18 protein-coding genes and 1 pseudogene are annotated in these 23,228 nt (G+C 36.4%); 11 read left to right on the top strand and 8 right to left on the bottom strand.

Going from position 1 to position 23,228, the window contains the following annotated elements; genetic code table 11:
• Window positions 1-222: 222 nt before the first annotated feature.
• Window positions 223-2,838 (bottom strand): alanine--tRNA ligase, encoded by a 2,616-nt coding sequence (alaS, locus tag EZ449_RS17990; protein ID WP_131561476.1) that lies wholly within the window; start codon window positions 2,836-2,838, stop codon window positions 223-225.
• A 115-nt stretch (window positions 2,839-2,953) separates the two neighbouring features.
• On the opposite strand from alaS, the gene EZ449_RS17985 reads away from it, so the two are divergent.
• Window positions 2,954-3,289 (top strand): MerR family transcriptional regulator, encoded by a 336-nt coding sequence (locus EZ449_RS17985; protein WP_131561474.1) that lies wholly within the window; start codon window positions 2,954-2,956, stop codon window positions 3,287-3,289.
• Here EZ449_RS17985 and EZ449_RS17980 read toward each other — a convergent pair whose 3' ends face one another.
• Both EZ449_RS17980 and EZ449_RS17975 read right to left on the bottom strand, forming a co-directional pair.
• A complete protein-coding gene (locus EZ449_RS17980) occupies window positions 3,290-3,559 on the bottom strand; it encodes a type II toxin-antitoxin system RelE/ParE family toxin (protein WP_131561472.1) in 270 nt (89 codons plus the stop codon). It abuts the gene before it with no gap.
• Window positions 3,559-3,774, bottom strand: coding sequence for a hypothetical protein (locus EZ449_RS17975; protein ID WP_131561470.1), 216 nt, complete (start codon window positions 3,772-3,774; stop codon window positions 3,559-3,561). The genes EZ449_RS17980 and EZ449_RS17975 overlap by 1 nt, the downstream gene beginning before the upstream one ends.
• A 124-nt stretch (window positions 3,775-3,898) precedes the next feature.
• Between EZ449_RS17975 and EZ449_RS17970 the strand changes: the two genes are divergently transcribed.
• The 6 genes from EZ449_RS17970 to EZ449_RS17945 all read left to right on the top strand — a co-directional run bounded on the left by EZ449_RS17970 (window position 3,899) and on the right by EZ449_RS17945 (window position 12,560).
• Window positions 3,899-4,699 carry a PorV/PorQ family protein gene (locus EZ449_RS17970; RefSeq protein ID WP_131561467.1) on the top strand — a complete coding sequence of 267 codons (801 nt, stop codon included), beginning with the start codon at window positions 3,899-3,901 and terminating at the stop codon, window positions 4,697-4,699.
• A complete protein-coding gene (locus tag EZ449_RS17965; RefSeq protein WP_225872362.1) occupies window positions 4,665-6,719 on the top strand; it encodes a ComEA family DNA-binding protein in 2,055 nt (684 codons plus the stop codon). The genes EZ449_RS17970 and EZ449_RS17965 overlap by 35 nt, the downstream gene beginning before the upstream one ends.
• Window positions 6,720-6,721: 2 nt before the next feature.
• Entirely contained in the window at window positions 6,722-8,809 is a 2,088-nt protein-coding gene (locus tag EZ449_RS17960) for a ComEC/Rec2 family competence protein (protein ID WP_131561465.1), read from the top strand.
• Between the two features lies 1 nt (window position 8,810).
• Window positions 8,811-9,587: an enoyl-CoA hydratase/isomerase family protein gene (locus tag EZ449_RS17955; protein WP_131561463.1), complete on the top strand. Its 777-nt coding sequence runs from the start codon at window positions 8,811-8,813 to the stop codon at window positions 9,585-9,587.
• Between the two features lie 22 nt (window positions 9,588-9,609).
• The gene (locus EZ449_RS17950; RefSeq protein ID WP_131561461.1) at window positions 9,610-10,293 is read left to right on the top strand and encodes a DUF4412 domain-containing protein; all 684 of its coding nucleotides are present in this window, start codon (window positions 9,610-9,612) and stop codon (window positions 10,291-10,293) included.
• 95 nt (window positions 10,294-10,388) lie between these two features.
• On the top strand, window positions 10,389-12,560 hold the full coding sequence (locus EZ449_RS17945; protein WP_131561459.1) for a S9 family peptidase: 2,172 nt from the start codon (window positions 10,389-10,391) through the stop codon (window positions 12,558-12,560).
• A 240-nt stretch (window positions 12,561-12,800) separates the two neighbouring features.
• On the opposite strand, the gene EZ449_RS17940 is transcribed toward EZ449_RS17945, so the two are convergent.
• A complete protein-coding gene (locus EZ449_RS17940) occupies window positions 12,801-13,511 on the bottom strand; it encodes a DUF3307 domain-containing protein (RefSeq protein WP_131561457.1) in 711 nt (236 codons plus the stop codon).
• Window positions 13,511-14,122 carry a SatD family protein gene (locus EZ449_RS17935; protein ID WP_131561455.1) on the bottom strand — a complete coding sequence of 204 codons (612 nt, stop codon included), beginning with the start codon at window positions 14,120-14,122 and terminating at the stop codon, window positions 13,511-13,513. The genes EZ449_RS17940 and EZ449_RS17935 overlap by 1 nt, the downstream gene beginning before the upstream one ends.
• Before the next feature lie 154 nt (window positions 14,123-14,276).
• On the opposite strand from EZ449_RS17935, the gene EZ449_RS17930 reads away from it, so the two are divergent.
• The 4 genes from EZ449_RS17930 to pdeM all read left to right on the top strand — a co-directional run bounded on the left by EZ449_RS17930 (window position 14,277) and on the right by pdeM (window position 20,588).
• Entirely contained in the window at window positions 14,277-15,332 is a 1,056-nt protein-coding gene (locus EZ449_RS17930) for a ligase-associated DNA damage response exonuclease (protein ID WP_131561453.1), read from the top strand.
• The gene (locus EZ449_RS17925) at window positions 15,329-16,927 is read left to right on the top strand and encodes an ATP-dependent DNA ligase (protein ID WP_131561451.1); all 1,599 of its coding nucleotides are present in this window, start codon (window positions 15,329-15,331) and stop codon (window positions 16,925-16,927) included. Before EZ449_RS17930 ends, EZ449_RS17925 begins: the two co-directional genes overlap by 4 nt.
• A gap of 341 nt (window positions 16,928-17,268) precedes the next feature.
• Entirely contained in the window at window positions 17,269-19,746 is a 2,478-nt protein-coding gene (locus EZ449_RS17920) for a ligase-associated DNA damage response DEXH box helicase (protein WP_131561449.1), read from the top strand.
• Window positions 19,747-19,949: 203 nt separating this feature from the next.
• Window positions 19,950-20,588 (top strand): ligase-associated DNA damage response endonuclease PdeM, encoded by a 639-nt coding sequence (gene pdeM / locus EZ449_RS17915; protein ID WP_131561447.1) that lies wholly within the window; start codon window positions 19,950-19,952, stop codon window positions 20,586-20,588.
• Here pdeM and trxA read toward each other — a convergent pair.
• The 3 genes and pseudogenes from trxA to EZ449_RS17900 form a co-directional block, all read right to left on the bottom strand.
• Window positions 20,589-20,884 (bottom strand): annotated as a pseudogene (gene trxA / locus EZ449_RS17910) (thioredoxin).
• 265 nt (window positions 20,885-21,149) lie between these two features.
• Window positions 21,150-21,764 carry a hypothetical protein gene (locus tag EZ449_RS17905; protein WP_131561445.1) on the bottom strand — a complete coding sequence of 205 codons (615 nt, stop codon included), beginning with the start codon at window positions 21,762-21,764 and terminating at the stop codon, window positions 21,150-21,152.
• 71 nt (window positions 21,765-21,835) lie between these two features.
• Window positions 21,836-23,191, bottom strand: a complete 1,356-nt coding sequence (locus tag EZ449_RS17900; protein ID WP_131561443.1) for a dihydrolipoamide acetyltransferase family protein — start codon at window positions 23,189-23,191, stop codon at window positions 21,836-21,838.
• Window positions 23,192-23,228: the final 37 nt, after the last annotated feature.

The raw sequence follows: 23,228 nt of genomic DNA, 5'->3' as shown, positions 1-23,228 counted from the left end.
CGTTCCTCAGCATGACAGATTTTTCGGGGTCGCTACAAATTTTAAAAGTATTTTCACTTCAATCGGGTTTAAGTGGAAGATACAGTAATTTTTTTTACAGAAACCAAAATTCAAGTCGTCATTTTCGATTGAAGCGTTGTGAAACAGAGAAATCTTTGAACAATGTATTCTTTACAAAGATTTCTCCGCAGAAGTCGAATCGACGATTTGTTTAATGATGAACTACAGAATTATAAACCCCTCAGCCTTTTCTAAAACAGCTTTCAAACCAGCAGAATTTTTACCGCCTGCAGTTGCGTAAAACGGCTGTCCACCACCACCACCTTGAATTTCCTTACCTAACTCACGAACAATGTTCGATGCATTCATTCCTTTCTTAACCAAGTCATCAGATAGCATGACTGTAATTCCAGGTTTGCCATCAATTTCTGTAGTAAATACTAGAAACAAATTATCAATCATATCTTTCAGCGAGAAAGCAAGATTTTTGACCGCATCAGCGCTTTGTAAATCGATGTGTTTTGCAATGAGGTTTACGCCATTTATTCCACGAACATGGTGCACAATTTCATGCTTCAATGTATTTACACGCTCCAAGGTAGATTTTTCAATCTCTTTTTTCAGCTTGGCATTTTCATCAAGCAAAGCTTGAACCGATGCTGATAAATCCTTTGAGCCGTTTAATAAAGCTTTCAAATGTCCGAGCTCCTTACGTTGGTCTAAGAAATATTGTTCAGCTTTATCAGCGGTAATTGCCTCAATTCTGCGAACACCAGCTGCAACTGCACTCTCTGATATAATTTTGAATGAACCGATTTGTCCAGTCGCTTTAACGTGTGTACCACCGCAAAGTTCTTTCGAGAAATGGTCATCAAAAGTAATCATACGAACAAAATCGCCATATTTTTCCCCGAATAAAGCAGTTACACCACTTTCAATCGCATCCTGATACGGAACATTTCTTTGCTCTTTTAATTTGATGTTCTGTCTAATTTTCTTATTCACAATTACCTCAATTTGAGCCAATTCTTCGTCAGTTACTTTTGCAAAATGAGAAAAATCGAAACGCAAATAATCAGCATTCACTAATGAACCTTTTTGATTTACATGCTTTCCTAAAACTTGTTTAAGTGCAGCGTGTAATAAGTGCGTTGCCGAGTGATTATCTTCCGTTAAAACACGTTTATCTTCATCAACAACCGCCCAAAATTTGCCCTCCAAATTATCAGGAAGAATATCTGCGAAGTGAACCGTTAAGCCGTTCTCTTTTTTAGTGTCAGTAATATCAACCCAAAACTGGCGACTATGGTCTTCTAAACGACCAGTATCTCCAACCTGACCACCGCTCTCCGCATAAAAAGGTGTTTGGCGCAAAACGATTTGATATTGTTCTTTACCTTTTGCCTTAACCTTGCGGTATTTTAAAATTTCAGTTTCAATTTCTAAATCATCGTAACCTACAAATTCACTTTGGTCATCAGTGTTCACGGTAATCCAATCGCCTGTATCAATTGCTGTAGCGGCACGACTATCATCCTTTTGTTTTTTAAGTGCTTGCTCATATCCAGCTAGATCAACAATCCAACCCTTTTCTCTGGCCATTAATTCAGTTAAATCGATTGGAAAACCGAAAGTATCTGATAGTTCGAAAGCAAAGTTCCCCTCGACTAAATTATTGGAAGCTTGATATTTTTCAAAACGCTGAATTCCTGTAGATAAAGTTCTCAAGAAAGAAACCTCTTCTTCCAAAACAACTTTCTGAACGAAATCCTGTTGAGAAATTAATTCATCAAAAACGCCCTTAAACTGTTCAGCTAATAATGGAACCAATTGATTTAAAAACGGTTCTTTAAAGTTCAAAAATGTATAAGCATAACGCACAGCACGACGTAAAATTCTGCGGATAACGTAGCCAGCTTTGTTATTTGATGGCAACTGACCATCGGCAATTACAAACGAAATAGCACGAATATGGTCGGCCATAACACGCATTGCAATATCAGTTTTTTCATCTACGCCATATTTAACTCCAGATTTCTCAGCGATAAACTGAATCATCGGTTGGAAAACATCAGTATCGTAATTGGAAGATTTTTCTTGTAAAACACGCACCAAACGCTCGAAACCCATTCCTGTATCAACGTGCTTAGCTGGTAAACTTTGCAGCGAACCATCCTTTAAACGGTTAAACTGCATAAATACATTATTCCAGATTTCAATAACCTGCGGATGGTCGGCATTTACCAAAGTTGCGCCATCAACAGAAGCTTTTTCTTCATAAGTACGGCAATCTACATGAATTTCCGAGCAAGGCCCGCAAGGACCCGTATCGCCCATTTCCCAAAAATTATCTTTTTTATTTCCAGGTAAAATATGGCTTTCATCAACATATTGTTTCCAAAGGTCGTAAGCCTCCTGGTCTTTCGCTAAACCCTCTTTCTCATCACCCTCAAAATAGGTAACATATAATTTTTCTTTCGGAATTTTATAAACTTCAGTCAATAATCCCCAACTCCAATCGATAGCATCTTTCTTAAAATAATCGCCAAAGCTCCAATTGCCCAACATTTCGAACATGGTATGGTGGTAAGTATCGATACCAACTTCCTCCAAATCGTTATGCTTGCCCGATACTCGCAAACAACGCTGTGTATCGACAACACGAGGATATTTAATTGGCGCTTCTCCTAAAAACAAATCTTTAAATTGATTCATTCCGGCGTTGGTAAACATTAACGTTGGGTCGTTTTTAACCACAATCGGTGCCGATGGAACAATATGATGTTGTTTCTCTTTAAAAAATTCTAGGAATGCCTGTCTTATCTCTTGTGCTGTCATTAGTATATTATTGGAGGAACAAAATTAAAATTTTATTGCGTTAATCAGGAAAAATCGAGCTACATTTGAATACTTTAATTAATCGTTGTAAAACCTTAATAATCAAGCACAAGTTATGCCGTATAAAGAAAGAGACATCAATAAAATGTATTATACAATGGGCGAAGTGACTGAAATGTTTAATGTAAACGCATCACAAATCCGTTTTTACGAAAAGGAATTCGACATTCTTCAACCTAAGAAAAACAAGAAAGGTAACCGATTATTCACTCCAGAAGACATTGAAAATTTAAAGATTATCTTCAATTTGGTTGATGAAAAAGGCTTCACTTTAAAAGGTGCAAAAGATTATTTAAAGAATAACAAATCTGGCGTAAAAGAGAATCAAAAGATTATTGATTCGTTGGAAAAACTGAAAGGATTTTTGGTTGGCTTGGCAGAGGAGTTGTAATCAGTAAACTTCATCATGGTTACCAATATCTACTAATACGGCTTTCATGGGTTTATCCTTGGTGAAAAAGAAAACAACTCTTAAATCATATTCTACAGAGAAACTCCAAGAACCTTTAAGTTTACCAGAAAGTTTATGTGTTTTCAATTTAGAACTAAAAGGGTCTTCAATAAATAGATTTAATTTATCCCAAAACACTATCTCTGCTGATTTATTTTGAATACGCTCTTTGAATGCTTTTTTAAAGGAATCACTAAAAGCAACTTCCATTACAACATTTTCTTAAGCTGATTGATATCAGATGAAAATTTAAGCCCAGCTGTTTTATGCTCTTTTTTAGCTGCTTTTATATTTACCTCAATTTCATTTCTACGTGAATCGGCAATACTCTGTTCAAGCAAATCTTTCAATTCTAATCTATCTTCTAAAGGTAGATTATACATTGTATCTACCAAAGTATCAAAATTAATATTTGATTTTTCCATAAATCAAATTTAATCAATTATTACCTCAACAACAATTTTTTTGTTTTAGATTAAATTTTCTCTACATTAGAACAACCAACAACAATCACCCCTATTTTTTATTTACTGGTTTTAACGCCCTCAAATGAAGATATGGAATGTATTGTTAATCTCCCTCACGCCTTTTTATTTATTTGCTCAAAACAATTTGGGTCCAAGGCTTACAGCTATGGGCAACAATGGCGCAGCCGTTACCGATGTATGGGCATTGCAGGCAAATCCATCAGGAATTACAGCTCTTGAACGGCCTACTGTTTCAATAAATTACATTAAACATCTTTTTAGTAACGAGATTAGCACTCAAGCTTTGGTCGCTGTTATTCCATTCAAAAATAATTTTGCTGGTGCCAGCTTTCAGCGATATGGGTTTACTGAATACAATGAAAGCAAAATCGGGTTTGCATATGCGAAAAAGTTTAGCGATAAATTATCCATCGCTTTAAACGGAAATTACCATCAACTCAAAATTGCTAACTATGGCTCATCAACGGGTTTTTCTATAGATGTTGGCGCACTTTATCAATTCAGTAAAGAATTTACTTTCGGGATTTTCGTCAGCAATCCATCAAAACAAAAATTTAGCGGTAAAGAAGTTTTAGCAGAAATACCGACTTCATTTAATATTGGGGCAAGTTATTTAGTATCCGATAAAGTTTTAATTGCAACATCAGTCAGTAAGGCAATTAATCAATCTATCGATGTCAGTTTGGGCATCGATTATAAAATTATCGATTTATTGAGTTTACGTGGCGGGTTAAGCGCCAAACCGTTTAAACAATACGCTGGCTTCGGTTTAAATTATAAAAAATTCTTGTTAGATATGGCAACTACTTATGATGCCAATCTGGGTTATGCACCTCAAATTGCCGTTGGATATGCGTTTTAGGTTGATAACATTGGTGTTTGTAATGATGGGTTTCATTGCAAATGCGCAAATTCCCGAGCAAGAAGTTGATGTTCGTGATATTTTGGAAAGTGTAACCGAAAATCTTCCTGATGATTACGATATGACGGAATTAATTGATGTATTGACCAGGTATCGCAAACATCCGATTAATTTGAATAAAACCACACCCGAAGAGTTGAAAACTTTAGTGTTTTTATCGCCACTGCAAATCAGTAATTTCTTCGCTTACGTTAAAGAAAACGGAAATTTTGTTGATGCCTTGGAACTGCAAAGTATTGATGGTTTTGATGTGAGAACCGTTCAAAGCTTACTGCCATTTGTTACTTTAAATGCAACTACTGAATACGAGAAACTTACATTCAAAAATATTCTCAATTTAGGAGAAAGCGATTTAGTGATGCGGTTTGCTCAAACTTTGCAAAAGCAAAAAGGATTTACAGATTTGCCTGGAAACAGATATTTAGGTTCTCCTGAGCGGTTTCAAACTCGCTATCGATATCATTATGGAACAATCGTTTCAGCAGCCATAACATTAGATAAAGATGCTGGAGAGAAATTCATTGGAAAACCGTTTGATTATTTTTCTGGAAATATTGCGCTATTTAAATTAGGTCGGGTTAAGAAACTCGTTGTTGGAGATTATACGCTACAATTTGGCCAAGGCGTAACCATGTGGTCGGGTTTTGCTTTTGGTAAAGGACCTGATGTTACGAGTGTAGCCAAGAAAGATTTAGGCCTGCGACCTTACACTTCAGCCAATGAATATTCATTCTTGAGAGGTGTATCGGCAACGATTAATCTCTACAAAAATATCGACATCACTCCTTTCGTTTCGTTTAGAAATTTGGATGCAAGCCAGGATGTAGATTTTGATGGAAATCTCGTTCAAGCAACCATCAATCAAAGCGGTTACCACAGAACACCAACCGAAATTGAAAATAAAAATTCTCTAAGTCAGCAGATTTACGGAGCTGCTCTTCAATATACCAAAAACGAATTGGGTATTGGCGCAATTGCCTATCAAAGTAAATACGGAAACAGTTTCATCACACAAACTGCTGTTTATGATAGATTCAGTTTTACAGGAAACTCGCTGACGAATGTTGGTGCTTATTACAATTACACTTATAAGAATATTTACTTCTTCGGCGAGTTAGGGAAAAGTTTGAATAGCGGCTTGGCTTATGTAAACGGTGCATTAATCAGTTTATCTCCTACAGTTTCAGCAGCTATAACTTACCGCAATTACGCAAAAGATTACCATAACTTTTTTAATCAGGCTTTGGCCGAGGCAAGCGAAGCAATAAACGAAAAAGGATTATATGCTGGTTTAAACATCACGCCAAATAAACGATGGGCATTTTCGATATATGGCGATTACTTTCAGTTTCCATGGTTAAAATATCGTGTTGATGCACCATCAAACGGTTATGAGATTTTAAGTCAGGCAGTTTATACACCAAGCAAAACCTTTAAAGTTTTAGTAAGATTTAAAACCGAAAACAAACATCAAAATACCGATTTGGATGTTCCCATTAACTTTTTGGATGATGTAAAGAAAGAGGGTTATCGAGTTGAAGTGAGTTGGCAATTAAATAAGAAATGGAGTTTCCAAAATCGAGCTGAGGTTTCTCAATATAAAAAAGGTGATGCTAATCGTGAATTCGGTTATTTGATTTATCAGGATGTTGATTACTCGCCAATGTTCTCAAAAATAACAGGAAATTTTCGAATAGCTTACTTCGATACGCCAAGTTATAACAGCAGAATTTACGCCTATGAAGATGATGTTTTATACAGTTTCGCTTTCGGGATGTATAGCGGAAAAGGTTTCAGAACCTATTTAAACTTGAAATATAATTTAGCCAAGAAGCTAAATATTTGGGCAAGATATGCCATGTTCATTTATAAAGATGTAGAGACGGTTGGAACCTATCTCGATGAAATTCAAGGCAATAAAAAATCGGAAGTAAAAATTCAGTTGAGGTATCAATTTTAAATATGTTTAAAGCAGAATATATTTTCGCCAGAATGCTACTTCCATTTTTAATTGGGATTGGTGTTTTTTATTTCTTCCCGACTGGAAAAATAATTTTGATTTTGGCAATTGCATCAGCATTAATTCTTTTTTCTATTTTAACCATCAATATCACCTATAAAAAACTCAACGCTTATAAATTCAAAGGTTTAACGGGAATTTTAATCTTCTCTTTCTTCTTTGCTTTCGGCGGATTACTTTGTGTTTTAAACAACGAAAAGCTTAAATCTGATTACTTCGCAAATAGGAATTACACGTACTTAAAAATTTGGATAAACGATGAACCTGAACAAACCAATGATATTTTAAGATTTAAAGCACGAGTAGTTTCGGGTTACGAAAACTTAAAACAAATTAAACTCAGCGGACAACTCCTCTTGGCTTTAAAAGTAGATAGCCTCCATCCTATTCATTTAAAATATGGAGATGAATTAGTTATCTCGGCGAAATATTTGGAAGTTGAGCAGCCGTACAATCCTGCTGAATTTGATTTTAAACGCTGGTTGGCGGGTCAGAATGTTTATGAACAAACTTTCATAAACCAAAATCATTTACTTAAAACAAACCGAAATATTGGAAATCCAATTATCAAGCTAGCTTTGGATTTAAGAGAAAAACAGGTTGCAAAGTACCGAAAACTCATTAAAAATGATGAGGCATTCGCAGTAGCTTCTACCTTAATTTTAGGTTACCGTGCAGATTTAAGTAAAGAAACTTTGGCTGCATATTCCAAAACTGGAACCATCCATGCACTTTCAGTTTCTGGTAGTCATGTTGCGATAATTTTCTTTGTGTTAGATATTTGTCTGGCTTTTTTGGATAAAAAACGATTCCTAAAAATCTTTAAATTCGTTTTAATCTGCAGTTTAATTTGGGTTTATTCATTAATCACAGGTCTTTCACCATCTGTTGTTCGGGCAGCAACCATGATTACCATTTTTATTATCGCCAGAACATTCGCTAGAAATAAAAACGGATATAACACTCTAGCTTTTGCAGCATTTTGCCAACTGGTTTACAATCCGTTTTTGATTTGGGATGTTGGTTTTCAGCTTTCGTATATTTCCGTTTTTGGACTAATTTATCTTCAACCAAAAATTTATAAATGGCTTTATGTTAAGAATAAATGGCTGAATAAAATTTGGGAATTGATTGCACTTTCTTTATCAGCTCAATTGGTTACGTTTCCGCTTTGCATATATTATTTCCATCAGTTCCCTATTTATTTTTTATTGGGAAATCTGTTCATTTCTATTCCCTTAATCCTTATTATGATTTTGGGAATCGGCGTTTTAGTTCCATTAGTGGATAAACTTTCTCCGATTTTCGAATGGATAATCGTTACTACAAACACTGTTTTAAAATGGATTGCTGATTTACCCTATTCAACGGTTTCATCAGTTTGGATTAATTTACCTGAACTAATTTTGTTGACTTTCGCTTTAGGATTATTCGTTTATGCTCTGGTGAAATTCAATAAGAAATTCTTGTTTGCGTCGTTTGCAGTTTATATAGGATACATTTCAATGATAACCTACGATAATTGGACAGCTATTCATCAAAAGAAAATTATCTTTTTTACGCTAAGAAAAAACTATGCAGCGGCTTTTATTAATGGTCGGGAAACGATACTGTTAACGGACTTGTCTCATGATGATAAAAACTATCAATTCTTTATCGAGCCTGCATTGGAACAATCTCAAATAAATAAAATCAATTTTATCAGCTTAAAACAAGATACCATTTTGCGCCATTTTGTTAAAAAAAATAATCAAATCGTATTTGATACATACAACATCCTCCTGATTGATGAGCATATGAACTATAAAATTTTATCTGTTAAAGGAAAGTTCTCAAGTATTTGGCTAACAGGAAATAATAAGTTTAAAATAGAGAATCTTCCAAAGGAAATTGAGTTTAAAAATGTAATTATTGATGCAACCAACAAAGATTATAAAATTGCGGCGTTTAAAAATTTTGCCGAGAATAATAAAGCTCAGCCACATGTTTTAAAGAAAAATCCTGCATATTTGGTTTACCTAACCCAATAACATGAACAACTTGGTTTTGTACAGCGTGGAAGATAGAATTGCCACAATAACCATTAACAGACCTGAAAAACGGAATGCCTTAAATCCGCAATTGATTGCTGAATTGACCGAAACTTTTATTCGGGCATCAGAAGATGACTTGGTTAAAGTAGTAATATTAAAAGCGAATAGTGGTACTTTTAGTGCCGGTGCAGATTTAGAATATCTTCAACAATTACAACACAATACCTTTGAAGAAAACGTTGCTGATTCTAATAACCTGAAAAAACTTTTCACTACCATTTACTATTTACCAAAGGTTGTTATTGCTCAAGTTGAGGGTCATGCCATTGCAGGTGGATGCGGTTTGGCAACCATCTGTGATATTGTTTTTGCTACGCCAGAGAGTAATTTCGGCTATACGGAAGTTAAAATCGGTTTTGTTCCTGCCATAGTTTCCTGTTTTTTAAAGCAAAAGGTTAATGAAACCATCGCAAAGGAATTATTATTAACAGGTAAAACCTTTTCCGCAGAAAAAGCGCTTCAATATAATTTGATAAATTATGTAACAAATTCATCAGAGATTCATCTTACAGTTAAAGAATTTGCATTAAATTTGTGTAGAGGTAGTTCGGGAAATTCGTTAATGATTACAAAACAATTGATTAACCAAACTACAAATCCCCTATTGGAAAAAAGCTTGGAGTTCGCTGTACAAATAAATGCTCGTGTTAGAGAAAGTGAAGATTTTAAAAAAGGTATTACATCATTCTTAAACAAAGAAAAAATAAACTGGTAAACAACTAAACTTATATAAAAACATGTTAAAATCAATCAAAACTGGCGTTTTAGCCTTAATCTTGGTAAGTACTGGTGTAATTGTACATGCTCAAAAGAAAATATCAGAAGGAACTTTAACCTATGGCTTAGAGTATAAATTAACTGCCGAACAAAAATCTGCTATGGGCGGACAAGAACCACCTGCAGAGTTAAAAGTAAAGTTCAATAATGGCCTAACTAAAATCGAAATGGAACAAGGTCCTGCTTTAATTGGCATCATCTCAGATAATATTGAAAGAACTGGCTTACTTTTAATAGATGTGCCGATTGCTCAAAAACAGTTTGCGGTTAAACAATCTAAGGAAGATGTAACTAAGGCGATGGGCGATTTACCAAAATACTCAGACTTCAAAGCCTCAGGAGAAAAACAAACAGTTGCGGGATATAATGCAGAAAAATACACCTTTAAAGACGATAAAGGTGCATCTCATGAGCTTTGGGCTACAAAAGATATTGAATTACCAAATGTTGGATCTCAAAATTATTTCCCAGGACTAGGAGCTTTTCCAGTAAAATATACATTAGTACAGAGAGGTATCGAAACTACTACAACTTTAAAATCAGTTGCTGAAGGTAAAGTTGGTGCAATTTCTAAAGAGGTTCCAAGTGGTTATGAAGTTGTTACCATGGAAGACCTTGCAAAAATGCAGGGTGGTGGTGAATAATTAACCAATATCTGATAATTAAAGGCTTTTTAACTGCCGGCTTTTTATTTAAATTAGCCCGAAAGTTAAAAAGCTTTTTTTATGACAAATTTTTTATGATAAAAAACTTATTATTCAAATTATCCATTACTTGCATTGCGCTTTGCTCGTTAATTGATACAAAGGCCCAAAGTATAAACTGGGCAAAAGATGGTAACTCCTATTATCAAATAGCAAGTGGAGAAATTGTAAGCATCACGCTTCCGAAAAGTGACAAAAAAACGGTTATTTCAAGAACGTTACTTACGCCTGTAGGTAAAGATGCGCCTATAGCAGTGAGAAGCTTTCAGCTTTCTGCCGATGGTACAAAAGCATTAATTTACACCAATAGTAAAAAAGTTTGGCGTTACGATACTCGTGGCGATTATTGGTTAGCCGATTTAACTTCCAATAAAATTACTCAAATCGGGAAAGACAAACCTGCCTCATCTTTAATGTTTGCTAAATTATCTCCTGATGGAAATAAGGTTGCTTACGTAAGCAAACACAACCTTTACGTAGAAAATATTGACGGAACTGATGCTAAAACCTTAACTACTGATGGAACTGACCGCATGATTAATGGTACATTCGATTGGGTTTACGAAGAAGAGTTCGATTGCAGAGATGGTTTCAGATGGAGTCCTGACGGGAAATCAATTGCCTATTGGCAAATTGATGCAACCAAAATCAAGAACTTTCTAATGATAAACAATACCGATTCTATTTATCCTTACACCATTCCTGTTGAATATCCAAAAGTTGGCGAAAATCCATCAGCTTGTAAAGTTGGTATAGTTGATATTGCAACTGCGAAAACCAATTGGTTAAATGTTCCGGGCGATAATATCCAGCATTACATTCCACGTATGCAATGGGTACCAAACAGCAATGAAATCATTCTTCAACAGTTAAATCGTGAGCAAAACGAAAGTATTGTATTTATTTGTGATGCTGCAACAGGTTCTGCTAAAGCTATTTATACAGAAAAAGCAAAGGCTTGGATTGATGCTCAGGATGAGTGGAAGTGGTTAAACGATAATAAAGAATTTACCATAACATCTGATAAAGATGGTTGGAATCATTTGTATAGAATCAGTCGCGACGGCAAAAAAGAAACATTGGTAACCAAGGGCAATTACGATGCGATTGAAGTAAAATTGATTGACGAGAAAAACAACATGGTTTATTTCATGGCATCGCCAACCAATGCAACCCAAAAATATTTATACAAGACTAAGTTAGATGGAAAGGGGAAACTAGAAATGGTAACGCCATCTACCCTACTTCCAGGTACACACAGTTACGATATTTCACAGAATGCAGCTTTCGCTCGCCACAGTTACAATAGCGCTCTGGTTAGGCCAATAACCGAGTGGATGAATTTTACCACTGGGAATCCTTTCACAATGGATGGAAGTATCACCACACAATTATCAAAACAGGAGGCACCTAAAAACAAGGTAGAATTCTTTAAAGTAACTACTGAAGATGGTATTGAAATGGATGGTTGGATGAAAAAACCTGATAACTTTAATCCTGATAAAAAATATCCTGTTGTATTTTACGTGTACGGCGAACCCGCCGGAGCTACCGCAACTGATGTTTATGGTGCAGGAAGAAACTTCTTATATGCAGGTGATATGGCTAAAGATGGCTACATCTACGTTTCTGTAGATAACAGGGGCGCACCTGTTCCAAAAGGTGCTGCTTGGCGCAAAGGCATTTATAAAAATATAGGTGTAATCAATATCCGCGACCAGGCCATGGCCGCTAAAAAATTATTGGCAACCAATTCATTTATGGATAAAGACCGCATAGCAGTTTGGGGCTGGAGCGGTGGTGGTTCGTCAACTTTAAATTTGATGTTCCAATACCCTGAAATTTACAAAACAGGTATTGCAATTGCAGCCGTTGGAAACCAACTAACCTACGATAATGTTTACCAGGAGCGCTATATGGGCACACCTTTTCCAAGCAAAGAGGCTTACGTTAAAGGTTCGCCGGTTACTTATGCCAAAAACTTAAAAGGTAATTTGCTTTACATTCACGGTACTGGCGATGATAATGTTCACTACCAAAATGCCGAAATGCTAATCAACGAATTGATTAAAAATAAAAAGGTTTTCCAGCTAATGAGCTATCCAAATCGTACCCACAGTATTTCTGAGGGCGAGGGAACAAGCGAACATTTATCATTAACCTACACTAAATTTTTGAAAGACAATTGTCCTCCGGGAGCGAGATAGAATTAATTAGAAAAGCAATTTCAGCGGGGAATCGGTTTCGATAGCCCCGCTTTTCATTTCAATCTTTTTTATTTCTTTTGTGCTTTACCAAATTCGTCATTGCGAGGAGGAACGACGTGGCAATCTTTCTCGTCAGAAACATCAAAAAGTATTTTCATTTCAATCGGGTTTAGAAAGCAAATCCAGCACTTCTTTTAAAGTTTGCTTAGCGTAATGTTAATTGCGATTCCTAGAAAATAATTACTTCAGCAGTCCTAAAACCATAAAAGAAACTACTATTGCAATTCCGAAACTCAATAAAGTTCCAATCAACACATATTCAGTTAATTTTAAATCGTGCGCCTCTTTTAAATCGCCAAAACGGAAAATAGATTTCGCAGCTAATAGAAAACCAACAGCCTCAAAATGATTGGTCAATATAAAAACGAAAATCAACACACGCTCCAAAATTCCAATGTATTTTCCTGCATTCTGCAGCGATTTCGGACTTTCATCGTCATTATCGGGCAACCATTTTGCAATAATCACTTTCATAATTATAGATGTCGGCATCGTTAAAAACAAAGCGCCAGATATTAAAATCCATGTTTTTGTTTCATTCAAAAAACTGATATCTAAATAACCTTTGTAGAAAATATGCCAAACCAATACAATCGAGCTGAAATGCAGAATCTGGTCTACAAAAAATAAGATTCTGGCATTCTTCTTAGTTTGAAATGCAGATTTTAACGCATCGATTATTAAATGTAACACACCAATCGATAAGGCTACTTTCCAAATATCAAAACTTAAGAAAACCACAAATATCAAAACCACATGAACCAAAACATGCAGATATAACTTCCCCGATTTAAGTTTTTTTCTTTCCTTGTCCTTAACCCAGGAAGTTGGCTGAAGAAAGAAATCTCCAACTAAATGGGCTATAATAATTTTGATTAGATAGATTTCCATTATTTAGAAAGTACTTGGTTCAATTTTTTACGATATAGCTTATCCATTTCCATCAATTCAGAATAATGAGCACGTTTTAACGCCTCGCTTACCAAAGATTGAGTTCTACCAGAAAGAACCGCCAACTCACTTTGAACTACATTTTCGTTCTCCAAAGCCAGTTTTACCATTTCTGCCGCTACTATTCCCCAACTATCCATCGCAATTAAAGATAACTTAATTAACACATTAATTTCTTCATCAAAATCAGGTAAATCAGTTTTGATAGCTAAATTCACTTTAGCTTGTTTCAGGCTGTCAAAAGCGGCTCCAGAATTCACAAAAGCATCTCCACTAGATTCTGAAAGCTTTTTGCGCTTGCTTTTTACATCACCAATACCGATTCCCATCCTTACATCGGCAGGCTTATTTATTCTGATGCAAGCCTTTAAATAAGCAGCAGTTCTAATGGCATCTTCTGGTTCTACTTCTACCTGAAAACTATCCCCACGATAAATTTCCCATTTGCTATTCTGCCCTGAAACTACTTTTAAAGCATTTTTTAAGCTTAGCAACCAGCTATCCTTTATCTTTCTTGAGCCAACAATATCGCCTGTTATAATGCAAATCATACTACAATATCGTGCTAATAAATTACATTTCAAAAAATTATCGGGTAATTACCCGATATTTCAATTTATCGGCTAATTACCCGATATTTCAATTTATCGGCTAATTACCCGATATTACCTTAAAACTTATACCTGAAATTATTGTTTAGTAGTCATGGCATTAATCGAATTTACCAAAAGAGGCATCTATTGCAAGCAAGGCGACTTTTACGTAGACCCTTGGTGGCCTGTAGATTATGCCGTAACTACTCACGGCCATAGCGACCATGTTCGTTTTGGCAATAAACATTACCTCTGCCATACACTCACAAAGCCAATAATTAAGCGCAGAATAAGTGAAGATTTAGATGTAGAAACACTTAATTATGGCGAAAGCATTGTTCGTAACGGGGTTAATATTTCCTTTTATCCTGCAGGGCATATTATTGGTTCAGCACAAGTTAGATTGGAATACAAAGGCGAAATCTGTGTAATTTCAGGCGATTATAAAACTGAAGATGATGGCATCAGTGATGTTTTTGAACCTGTAAAATGCCATTCATTTGTTTCGGAGAGCACTTTCGGCTTACCTGTTTACAAATGGCAAAAGCAAGATATCGTTTTCGATAAAATTAAAAGTTGGGTTAACGATAACATCCCTCAGCAGAAAACAAGTGTGTTGATTGCTTATAGTTTGGGCAAGGCACAGCGCTTAATTAAAAACCTTGCAGGCGATGTTCCAATTTACGTTCACAATAGTATTGCAAACTTAAATGAAGTGATTATCAATGCTGGTGTTAACTTACCTGAAACCATTCGCATTACACCTGAAACCACTAAAGATGAATTGCAAAAAGGAATTGTAATTGTGCCTCCCGCTATGCGGGATAGCCGATGGATTAAAAATTTATCGCATCCCGTAACGGGCATTTGTTCTGGTTGGATGCAGGTTAGGGCACATCGCCGTTGGCAAAGTGCCGATGCTGGCTTTGCCTTGAGCGACCATGCCGATTGGACTGGGTTAATGGATGCCATTACGGCGACCGGTGCTGAAAAAGTTTATGTTACACATGGTTTTACGGCAGCTTTTAGTCGTTTTTTAAATGATGAGGGAATTGAATCAGAAGAAGTAATGACCAAGTTCGGCCAGGAAGATGATGAAGAAAATAAAGTTGATTTGGCTGATGCAGAAAACACCAATACTGAAATCGAAAACCAAAAATCAGTATGAAACGATTCGCCAAGTTAATTCAACAGCTCGAATTGAGCAATAAAACTAATGATAAAATTGCGGCGTTGGTTGATTATTTCAACTATGCGGATGACAAAGATAAAATTTGGGTAATCGCTTTATTTACAGGCAAGAAACCACGGCGACCAATTAAGTCGGCCTTATTAAAATATTGGGCAATAGAAATTACGCAAACACCCGAATGGTTATTTTCTGAAAGTTACTCGAACGTTGGGGATTTAAGTGAAACCATTGCCTTGCTCCTGCCCCCTGCCGAACATACATCTGATTTCCAGTTACATAAATGGATTGAAAATTTGCATGATTTAGAGGGAAAGGATGATGAAACAAAAAAGAATTTCATTTTAAACGCATGGAACACCTTGGAAACCCAAGAGCGTTTCATTTTTAATAAATTGATTTCAGGGAATTTTAGAATTGGCGTCTCCAATAAAATGTTGGTAAATGCTTTAGCCAAACAAAGTAGTTTGGATAGCGCACAGATTATGCACAGCATTATGGGTAAGTGGAATCCTTATGAAATTACTTTTACAGAGCTGATTAATGGACTTCACGTCAATACCGATAACTCATGGCCTTATCCTTTTTGTTTGGCTTATGCATTAGAACAAGAAACTGAAAAACTGGGCGATATTGCAGATTGGCAGGCAGAATGGAAATGGGATGGCATCCGCGGACAAATTGTAAAACGAAATGGCGAATTATTTATCTGGAGCCGAGGCGAAGAATTGGTAACAGAACAGTTTCCAGAACTTCATTTTTTAATTGATGTTTTGCCTGATGGTGTTGTTCTGGATGGCGAAATATTGGCCGTTCAAGATAAACAGGTTTTGTCTTTCAGCACTTTACAGCAACGTTTAAATCGCAAAACGATAAGCAAAAAACAGCTGGAAGATGCACCAATTGGTTTCTTTGTTTACGATATTTTAGAATACGAAACCAATGATTTCCGTGAACAACCATTGAGTGAGAGAAGAAAAATATTAGAACAATTGATTGGCGGTCTGGATGAAAGTGCTGTCATTTTATCGCCCGTTATAAATTGCAAAACCTGGGAAGAACTGGCAGAGTTAAGGCAAACTTCACGCTCTATTAACAGCGAGGGCATTATGCTCAAAAGACTAAGTTCTCATTACCACAGCGGTCGTAAACGTGGTGATTGGTGGAAATGGAAGATTAATCCTTACACCGTTGATGCGGTTATGATTTATGCCCAGAAAGGTAGTGGCCGCAGGGCGAATTTCTTTACCGATTATACTTTCGCAGTTCGCGATGGCGAAAATTTGGTTACGATTGCAAAAGCTTATTCTGGCTTAACTGATAAAGAAATTAAGGAAGTAAATTCGTTTGTAACCAAAAATGCAATCGAGAAATTCGGACCCGTTAGAACCGTAAAACCTGAATTGGTTTTCGAAATTGCGTTTGAGGGAATTGCAGAAAGTAAACGGCATAAGGCTGGCTTGGCACTCCGTTTCCCTCGTATTTTGCGGTGGCGGAAAGATAAAAAAGCTGCAGAAATTAACACATTAGAAGATTTGCGACAATTGTTGGCTTCAACATTTATAAATGATTAGAAAAGCAGGTTTCTGTACATATCGGAACCGAAAGCCCTGCCATACACTTTACTCACCCGATAGAAAAATCGGGTTTCGTGCTCGCTCCTGTCAGGTTTATTTTACTTAGGTTTACCTTGCTATTTTAAACCCGACAGAAGCGAAAATACTTTTTAAGAGCAGCAACCTTGAATAATCTGTCATACTGAGGAACGAAGTATCTGCAACCGATGAAACAGATTCTTCGTTCCTCAGAATGACAGAGGTTATTTAAAAAGATTGTAGCAAATGGCGGGACTGATGCAACCGAAGAATTACTGAAATTGCTTTTCAAATTTAAAATATAGAAATTACAATTATACATGGACCAAACGAAAACCAAAGGCTATAAAAAAATTAAGCAATGGCTTAAAGCCAATGGTCGCAAGCCGTTTAAATTTCAGGAAGATGCCTGGCAAAATTACCTGAACGGATACAGCGGTTTGGTAAACGCACCAACTGGTTTCGGAAAAACATTCTCTTTATTTTTAGCTGTTGCTATAGAAGCTTTAAATGCATCAGAGGCGAGCAACAAAAAAGCCAAAGACCGCTTGCAGCTCATTTGGATTACCCCACTTCGCTCGTTGGCAAAAGATATTGCCAGAGCCATGCGAGAAACGTTAACAGAACTCGAATTAGACTGGAATGTGGGCGTAAGAAATGGCGATACCTCGCAAGCAGAAAAAGTACAGCAGAAAAAATCGATGCCCGAAATTTTGTTAATTACGCCCGAAAGCCTCCATCTGTTATTGGCTCAAAAGGGCTCTTCAACACTGTTTAAAAACCTAAAATGCATTGTTGCCGATGAATGGCATGAATTGTTGGGCAGTAAACGTGGGGTATTAGTCGAGCTTGCCGTTTCCAGGATTAAAGGTTTGCAAAAATTAGAGAAGAATCAGTTTTTAAGAGTTTGGGGAATTTCTGCAACTATCGGAAATATCGAAGAGGCTTTAGATGTTCTGGAACCTAACGAAGATGCCAAAAGAATCATCATCAAAGCCAATTTAGAAAAGAAAATCATTATAAAATCTATCATTCCTGATGACATTGAAACCTTGCCATGGGCTGGACATTTGGGCTTGAAATTAGCGTATAAGTTGCTTCCGATTATTGAGAAAAGTAAAACCACGCTGATTTTCATCAATACGCGTGGGCAATCGGAAATGTGGTACCAGCATTTGCTAAACATCGAACCTGAACTCGCGGGAAGAATTGCCATCCACCATGGTTCGATTGATTTTGAATTGCGCAACTGGATTGAGGATGCCTTGCATACAGGTCAATTGAAAGCCGTTATTGCTACTTCATCATTAGATTTAGGTGTCGATTTTAAACCAGTTGATACCGTTGTTCAAGTGGGTTCGCCGAAAGGAGTTGCTAGATTTTTACAGCGTGCGGGTCGCTCGGGCCACTCGCCGCATGAGGTTTCGAAAATATACTTTTTGCCTACGCATGCCTTGGAATTAGTTGAAGCAGCTGCTATTAAAGAAGCTGCCAAAACCAACAATATCGAAAGTAGAGAACCTTTCATTATGGTTTTCGACACCTTGGTTCAGTATCTGGTTACTTTGGCCATTGGCGATGGTTTTGATGATAAAATCATCTATGAGGAAATCAAAAATACGCATGCTTTTAAAATGATTTTGCCCGAAGAATGGACTTGGGTCATGCAATTTATTACTTCGGGTGGAGACAGTTTAAGCGCTTACAACGAATTCAAAAAGGTTACCAAAGATGAAGACGGGCTGTGGAAAGTTAAAAGCCGACAGCTCGCCATGCGACATCGTTTACACATCGGAACCATTGTAAGTGATGCCATGCTAAAAGTAAAATTTCTTTCAGGTGGTTATATTGGTATGGTGGAGGAATATTTTGTTACGCGTTTAAAAGCCGGTGACAATTTCCGCTTGGCTGGTCGGGTTTTGGAATTTGTGCATGTTAAAGATATGACGGTAATTGTTCGGGTTAGCAAACAGAAAAATGCAATATCTCCAAGTTGGAACGGTGGTCGGTTGCCCCTATCTTCAAACCTGGGTTCTGTTTTACGTAAAAAATATAATGAGGCATTAGATAAAACACATCAGGATGAAGAATTGGATTCTGTCTATCCATTATTCCTTTTGCAAGAAAAACGTTCTCATGTGCCTCGAAATGATGAATTATTAATTGAACTCATCAACAACAAAGAGGGTTTTCATCTTTTCGCCTATCCTTTCGAGGGGCGTTTGGTTCATGAGGTTTTAGCGGCTTTGGTTGCGTATCGTTTAAGTAAATTGTTGCCCATCAGTTTTTCGATAGCGATGAACGATTATGGTTTTGAGCTGTTAAGCGAAACAGAAATCCCGATGGATGAATCTATTGCTTACGAAGTTTTCTCGCCAAAAAACCTGACTGAGGATATTACACTGAGTATCAATTCTACTGAAATGGCTCGGAGAAAATTCCGTGATATTGCCTGTATTTCTGGTTTGGTTTTTCAGGGTTATCCAGGTAAATATGTTGCCAATAAACACCTCCAGTCATCGGCAGGTTTATTTTTTAATGTTTTTAGCGATTACGACAAACATAATTTACTTTTGCGCCAAGCGTACGATGAAGTATTTTATCAGCAATTGGAAGAACCTAGATTAGCCGCTGCTTTGGAAAGAATTCAAAATAGTGCAGTTATCATCACAAACCCTAAAAGTTTTACGCCACTATCGTTCCCGATTAAGGTTGATAGTTTAAGGGAAAATATGAGTTCGGAAGAATTGGAACAACGAATTGCGAGAATGAAAGCGGAATCGGAGAAATTAAAATAAGTATTTTGTCCTGGCCGGACAGGCTTTTTTCTTTTGACAACAAAAGAAACAAAATTGCCGGCTGAAAATTTTTGTATTAAAGTAAGTGATTAGGCCTTGCATCTGCTCTCCCAAAAATTTGTTAGGCCGGTTTAAAGTAGAACGAAGACTTTCTACTTAGGCTTAGCTGGATGAAATGCAATACTAAAAAAACAAATAGATTAATGACGATTACGAGCCACGGAGAAGAACTGATTTTAGATAAAGAAAGGGCTTTATACTTACCTCATCACCAACTTTTAGCCATCAGCGATTTGCATTTAGGCAAATCGGCACACTTTCGTTCGGCAGGCGTTCAAGTGCCGTCTACCATTGCTCAAAATGATTTACAAAGATTGGGTGTATTGATTGAGAAGTATAATCCTAAAACTTTGTTAATCAATGGTGATATGTTTCATCACGGTTTAAATACTGATATTAATGAGTTTGCAGCATGGAGAAAGCAATATGGTGAGTTAAATTTCTTGTTGGTAAAGGGAAATCATGATAGATTGGCAAATGCTGATTATGCATCAATGCAAATTGATATCCACGAACCGAGTTTTTGCCTCGGTCCTTTTTGCTTTATTCATGATGCGCCAAAATGTACCGAAGAAGAATTATATCCAATCAGTGGTCATATCCATCCTGGCGTAACCATTAAGGGTAAAGCCAAACAGCGTTTAAAGTTTCCCTGTTTTTATTTTGGGAATGATTATGCAGTTCTACCCGCTTTCAGTACGTTTACAGGGCTGTATAATATTTATCCTAAAACTAACGAACAAATTTTTGCAGTTACTCCAAATAGCGTGGTAGAAGTATAGTTAAGAATGAGAATCGATTATCTGTTTTAACTGCGAGGCTTGCAATACACCACTTTGGCGCCAAACTTGTTTACCTTGTTTGAACAGCATAAGGTTGGTACACTTTGAACACTGTATGCAGAGGCTGCTGCTTTATTTTTATCGATATCAACTTTAATAATTGAAACTGAATCGCCAACCTGAGATTTCAATTGTTCCAAAATTGGTTTCATCATTTTGCAAGGACCGCACCATTCTGCAAAGAAATCTACCAAAACAGGTTTATCCCCATTTATTAATTCTGAAAATTTAGCCATGATTTTATATTTTATTTAGCAACAAATGGTTATGGATTTAGTTTTTTCTAAGCTAATCGAGGTTGTTATCCACATACGAGCGGTCGTCGTCCTGAACTTGATTCAGTACCCATATAAAATGAACATCATGCAGGAAAGAAACTGAATCAAGTTCAGCATGACGAGGTGGATAAGCTTTAAGGCAATAGACAACTAATAAATTATGTAAAATAGAACTATCTATCGTCTCATAATACGTTTTTAAGAGTTTCTTTTAGAATGACAGCTATGCGCTAACGGCCAATTCAGTGTTTAGTGCCTCAACCCAATTGTCAAATAAATCTTTTTCTATTTTAATCACTTCAGCAGCATGATTTTCCCAATCATCAGAGAAACCAACTAACTGATTGATCATTTCCTCTAAATGCCCCTCTTCTTCTAAGATAATTGATTTAACATTTACCTTGCTTTTAGCTTCATCCAAAATATTTTGATAAACTGGGTAAAGTTCATCAGCACGAACTTCAATGGCATAAGTAACGAATAAGTAAGCTGCGAATTTTAACTCATAGCCCGAAAGGTTAAATTCAGCTTTAATATAGCGACAGACTGCAATATCTAATGCGTGTAAATAGTATTTTGTATGATTTGGCGAAAGTAATTCTGCATTGGTGTAAGTTTTACAAAATGACTCATCCAACTTAGAAATCTGCTTTTTTAAGTAATATGCGTGGCGATGTTCTTCTGCAGCATGTTTAAGAATAATCAGATTTACATTTTCTTTATGCTCCGAAGCTGAAATCTTCTTCGCACCTGCATTTTCCATATAAGACAACGTATTTAACCATTTGGCATGCAATACATTATCGCTAACTATCGATTTTAAAATTGAATCTAACATTCTTAATTGTTCAACTGTTAAATTGTTTAATTGTTATTCGCTCGAACTGAAAACTAGCAATTGAGAACTGATTAAATTTCCCTGTTGAAATCCCAATTTTCTAAATAATCAGCAACGCGACGAACAAACATTCCTCCTAACGAACCATCAACGACTCTATGGTCATAAGATAATGAAAGGAACATCATGTGGCGAATAGCAATAACATCTCCGTGTTCGGTTTCCAAAACAGCTGGTTTCTTTTTAATTGCACCAACGGCTAAAATAGCAACCTGCGGTTGATTAATAATTGGTGTTCCCATTACATTTCCGAAAGTACCAACGTTAGTTAACGTAAAAGTTCCGCCTTGTGTTTCATCAGGTTTTAACTTAGAAATTCTTGCTCTTCCTGCTAAATCATTTACTGCTTTGGTTAAACCAACAAGGTTAAGCTGGTCGGCATTGCGAATTACAGGAACGATTAAATTTCCACTTGGCAAAGCAGCTGCCATACCAATATTAATATCACGCTTTTTAATGATTTGTGTTCCATTAACAGAAACATTAACCATTGGAAAATCTTTAATTGCTTTTGCAACAGCTTCAACAAAAATCGGTGTAAAAGTTATTTTTTCGTTCTCACGTTTTTCGAAACTGTTTTTCACTTTATTACGCCACAAAACCATGTTGGTTACGTCGGCCTCAACAAAGGAAGTTACATGCGGCGAAGTATTTACGCTCATGACCATGTGGTCGGCAATGAGTTTACGCATTCTATCCATCTCAATAATTTCATCGCCGCCATTAATGCTGGTGGTTGATGTTTTATTAGCTGAAGTTTGAGTAGCTGCAATGGTGTTATTCGCAACAGATTCTTTTGCTGGTGGAACTGGAGGCGTTAATATAACCGTTTGAGTTTTAATTTGCTGTCCAACACCTTTATTAGAAATATAATTTAATAAATCGTCTTTATTTAAACGACCATCGGCACCGGAGCCTTTAATTGAATCCAATTCAGCTAAAGAAATATTTTCTTGCGCCGCAATACTTTTTACTAAAGGAGAATAAAAACGGTCAGACGAAGTGATGTCATTTTGAACTGCAGGCTTTTCTGTCGGCAATTGCTCAATACCAGGAATAGTTTCAGATTTTTCTTCAACGATAGGTGCTGCCGCCACTGGTTCTTCAGCTTTTGCTTCGCTTCCACCTTCAGTTTCAATAATGGCAATTACCTCACCAACTTGTGCAACTTCATCTTCCTTAAATAATTGCTTTACCAATTTACCAGCCACTGGCGATGGCACTTCAGAATCTACCTTATCGGTAGCGATTTCCAAAATCGTGTCATCTAAATCAATAGAATCTCCAATTTGTTTTACCCATTTAATTACTGTTGCTTCCGCAACACTTTCACCCATTTTTGGTAACAATAGTTCGTATTGAGCCATATTAAATTACAGTATTATATATTGGTATTGCGACAAA

Source organism: Pedobacter frigidisoli (assembly GCF_004331675.1).
Classification (GTDB): domain Bacteria; phylum Bacteroidota; class Bacteroidia; order Sphingobacteriales; family Sphingobacteriaceae; genus Pedobacter; species Pedobacter frigidisoli.
Note: the sequence above shows the minus strand (reverse complement) of the source record. Positions and strands in the feature narration are given on the sequence as shown.

Excerpts from the sequence above, each read along its gene's own strand:
- alaS (WP_131561476.1), bottom strand. The coding sequence starts at position 2,838 with ATGACAGCACAAGAGATAAGACAGGCATTCCTAGAATTTTTTAAAGAG.
- EZ449_RS17985 (WP_131561474.1), top strand. The coding sequence starts at position 2,954 with ATGCCGTATAAAGAAAGAGACATCAATAAAATGTATTATACAATGGGC.
- EZ449_RS17980 (WP_131561472.1), bottom strand. The coding sequence starts at position 3,559 with ATGGAAGTTGCTTTTAGTGATTCCTTTAAAAAAGCATTCAAAGAGCGT.
- EZ449_RS17975 (WP_131561470.1), bottom strand. The coding sequence starts at position 3,774 with ATGGAAAAATCAAATATTAATTTTGATACTTTGGTAGATACAATGTAT.
- EZ449_RS17970 (WP_131561467.1), top strand. The coding sequence starts at position 3,899 with ATGAAGATATGGAATGTATTGTTAATCTCCCTCACGCCTTTTTATTTA.
- EZ449_RS17965 (WP_225872362.1), top strand. The coding sequence starts at position 4,665 with ATGCACCTCAAATTGCCGTTGGATATGCGTTTTAGGTTGATAACATTG.
- EZ449_RS17960 (WP_131561465.1), top strand. The coding sequence starts at position 6,722 with ATGTTTAAAGCAGAATATATTTTCGCCAGAATGCTACTTCCATTTTTA.
- EZ449_RS17955 (WP_131561463.1), top strand. The coding sequence starts at position 8,811 with ATGAACAACTTGGTTTTGTACAGCGTGGAAGATAGAATTGCCACAATA.
- EZ449_RS17950 (WP_131561461.1), top strand. The coding sequence starts at position 9,610 with ATGTTAAAATCAATCAAAACTGGCGTTTTAGCCTTAATCTTGGTAAGT.
- EZ449_RS17945 (WP_131561459.1), top strand. The coding sequence starts at position 10,389 with ATGATAAAAAACTTATTATTCAAATTATCCATTACTTGCATTGCGCTT.
- EZ449_RS17940 (WP_131561457.1), bottom strand. The coding sequence starts at position 13,511 with ATGGAAATCTATCTAATCAAAATTATTATAGCCCATTTAGTTGGAGAT.
- EZ449_RS17935 (WP_131561455.1), bottom strand. The coding sequence starts at position 14,122 with ATGATTTGCATTATAACAGGCGATATTGTTGGCTCAAGAAAGATAAAG.
- EZ449_RS17930 (WP_131561453.1), top strand. The coding sequence starts at position 14,277 with ATGGCATTAATCGAATTTACCAAAAGAGGCATCTATTGCAAGCAAGGC.
- EZ449_RS17925 (WP_131561451.1), top strand. The coding sequence starts at position 15,329 with ATGAAACGATTCGCCAAGTTAATTCAACAGCTCGAATTGAGCAATAAA.
- EZ449_RS17920 (WP_131561449.1), top strand. The coding sequence starts at position 17,269 with ATGGACCAAACGAAAACCAAAGGCTATAAAAAAATTAAGCAATGGCTT.
- pdeM (WP_131561447.1), top strand. The coding sequence starts at position 19,950 with ATGACGATTACGAGCCACGGAGAAGAACTGATTTTAGATAAAGAAAGG.
- EZ449_RS17905 (WP_131561445.1), bottom strand. The coding sequence starts at position 21,764 with ATGTTAGATTCAATTTTAAAATCGATAGTTAGCGATAATGTATTGCAT.
- EZ449_RS17900 (WP_131561443.1), bottom strand. The coding sequence starts at position 23,191 with ATGGCTCAATACGAACTATTGTTACCAAAAATGGGTGAAAGTGTTGCG.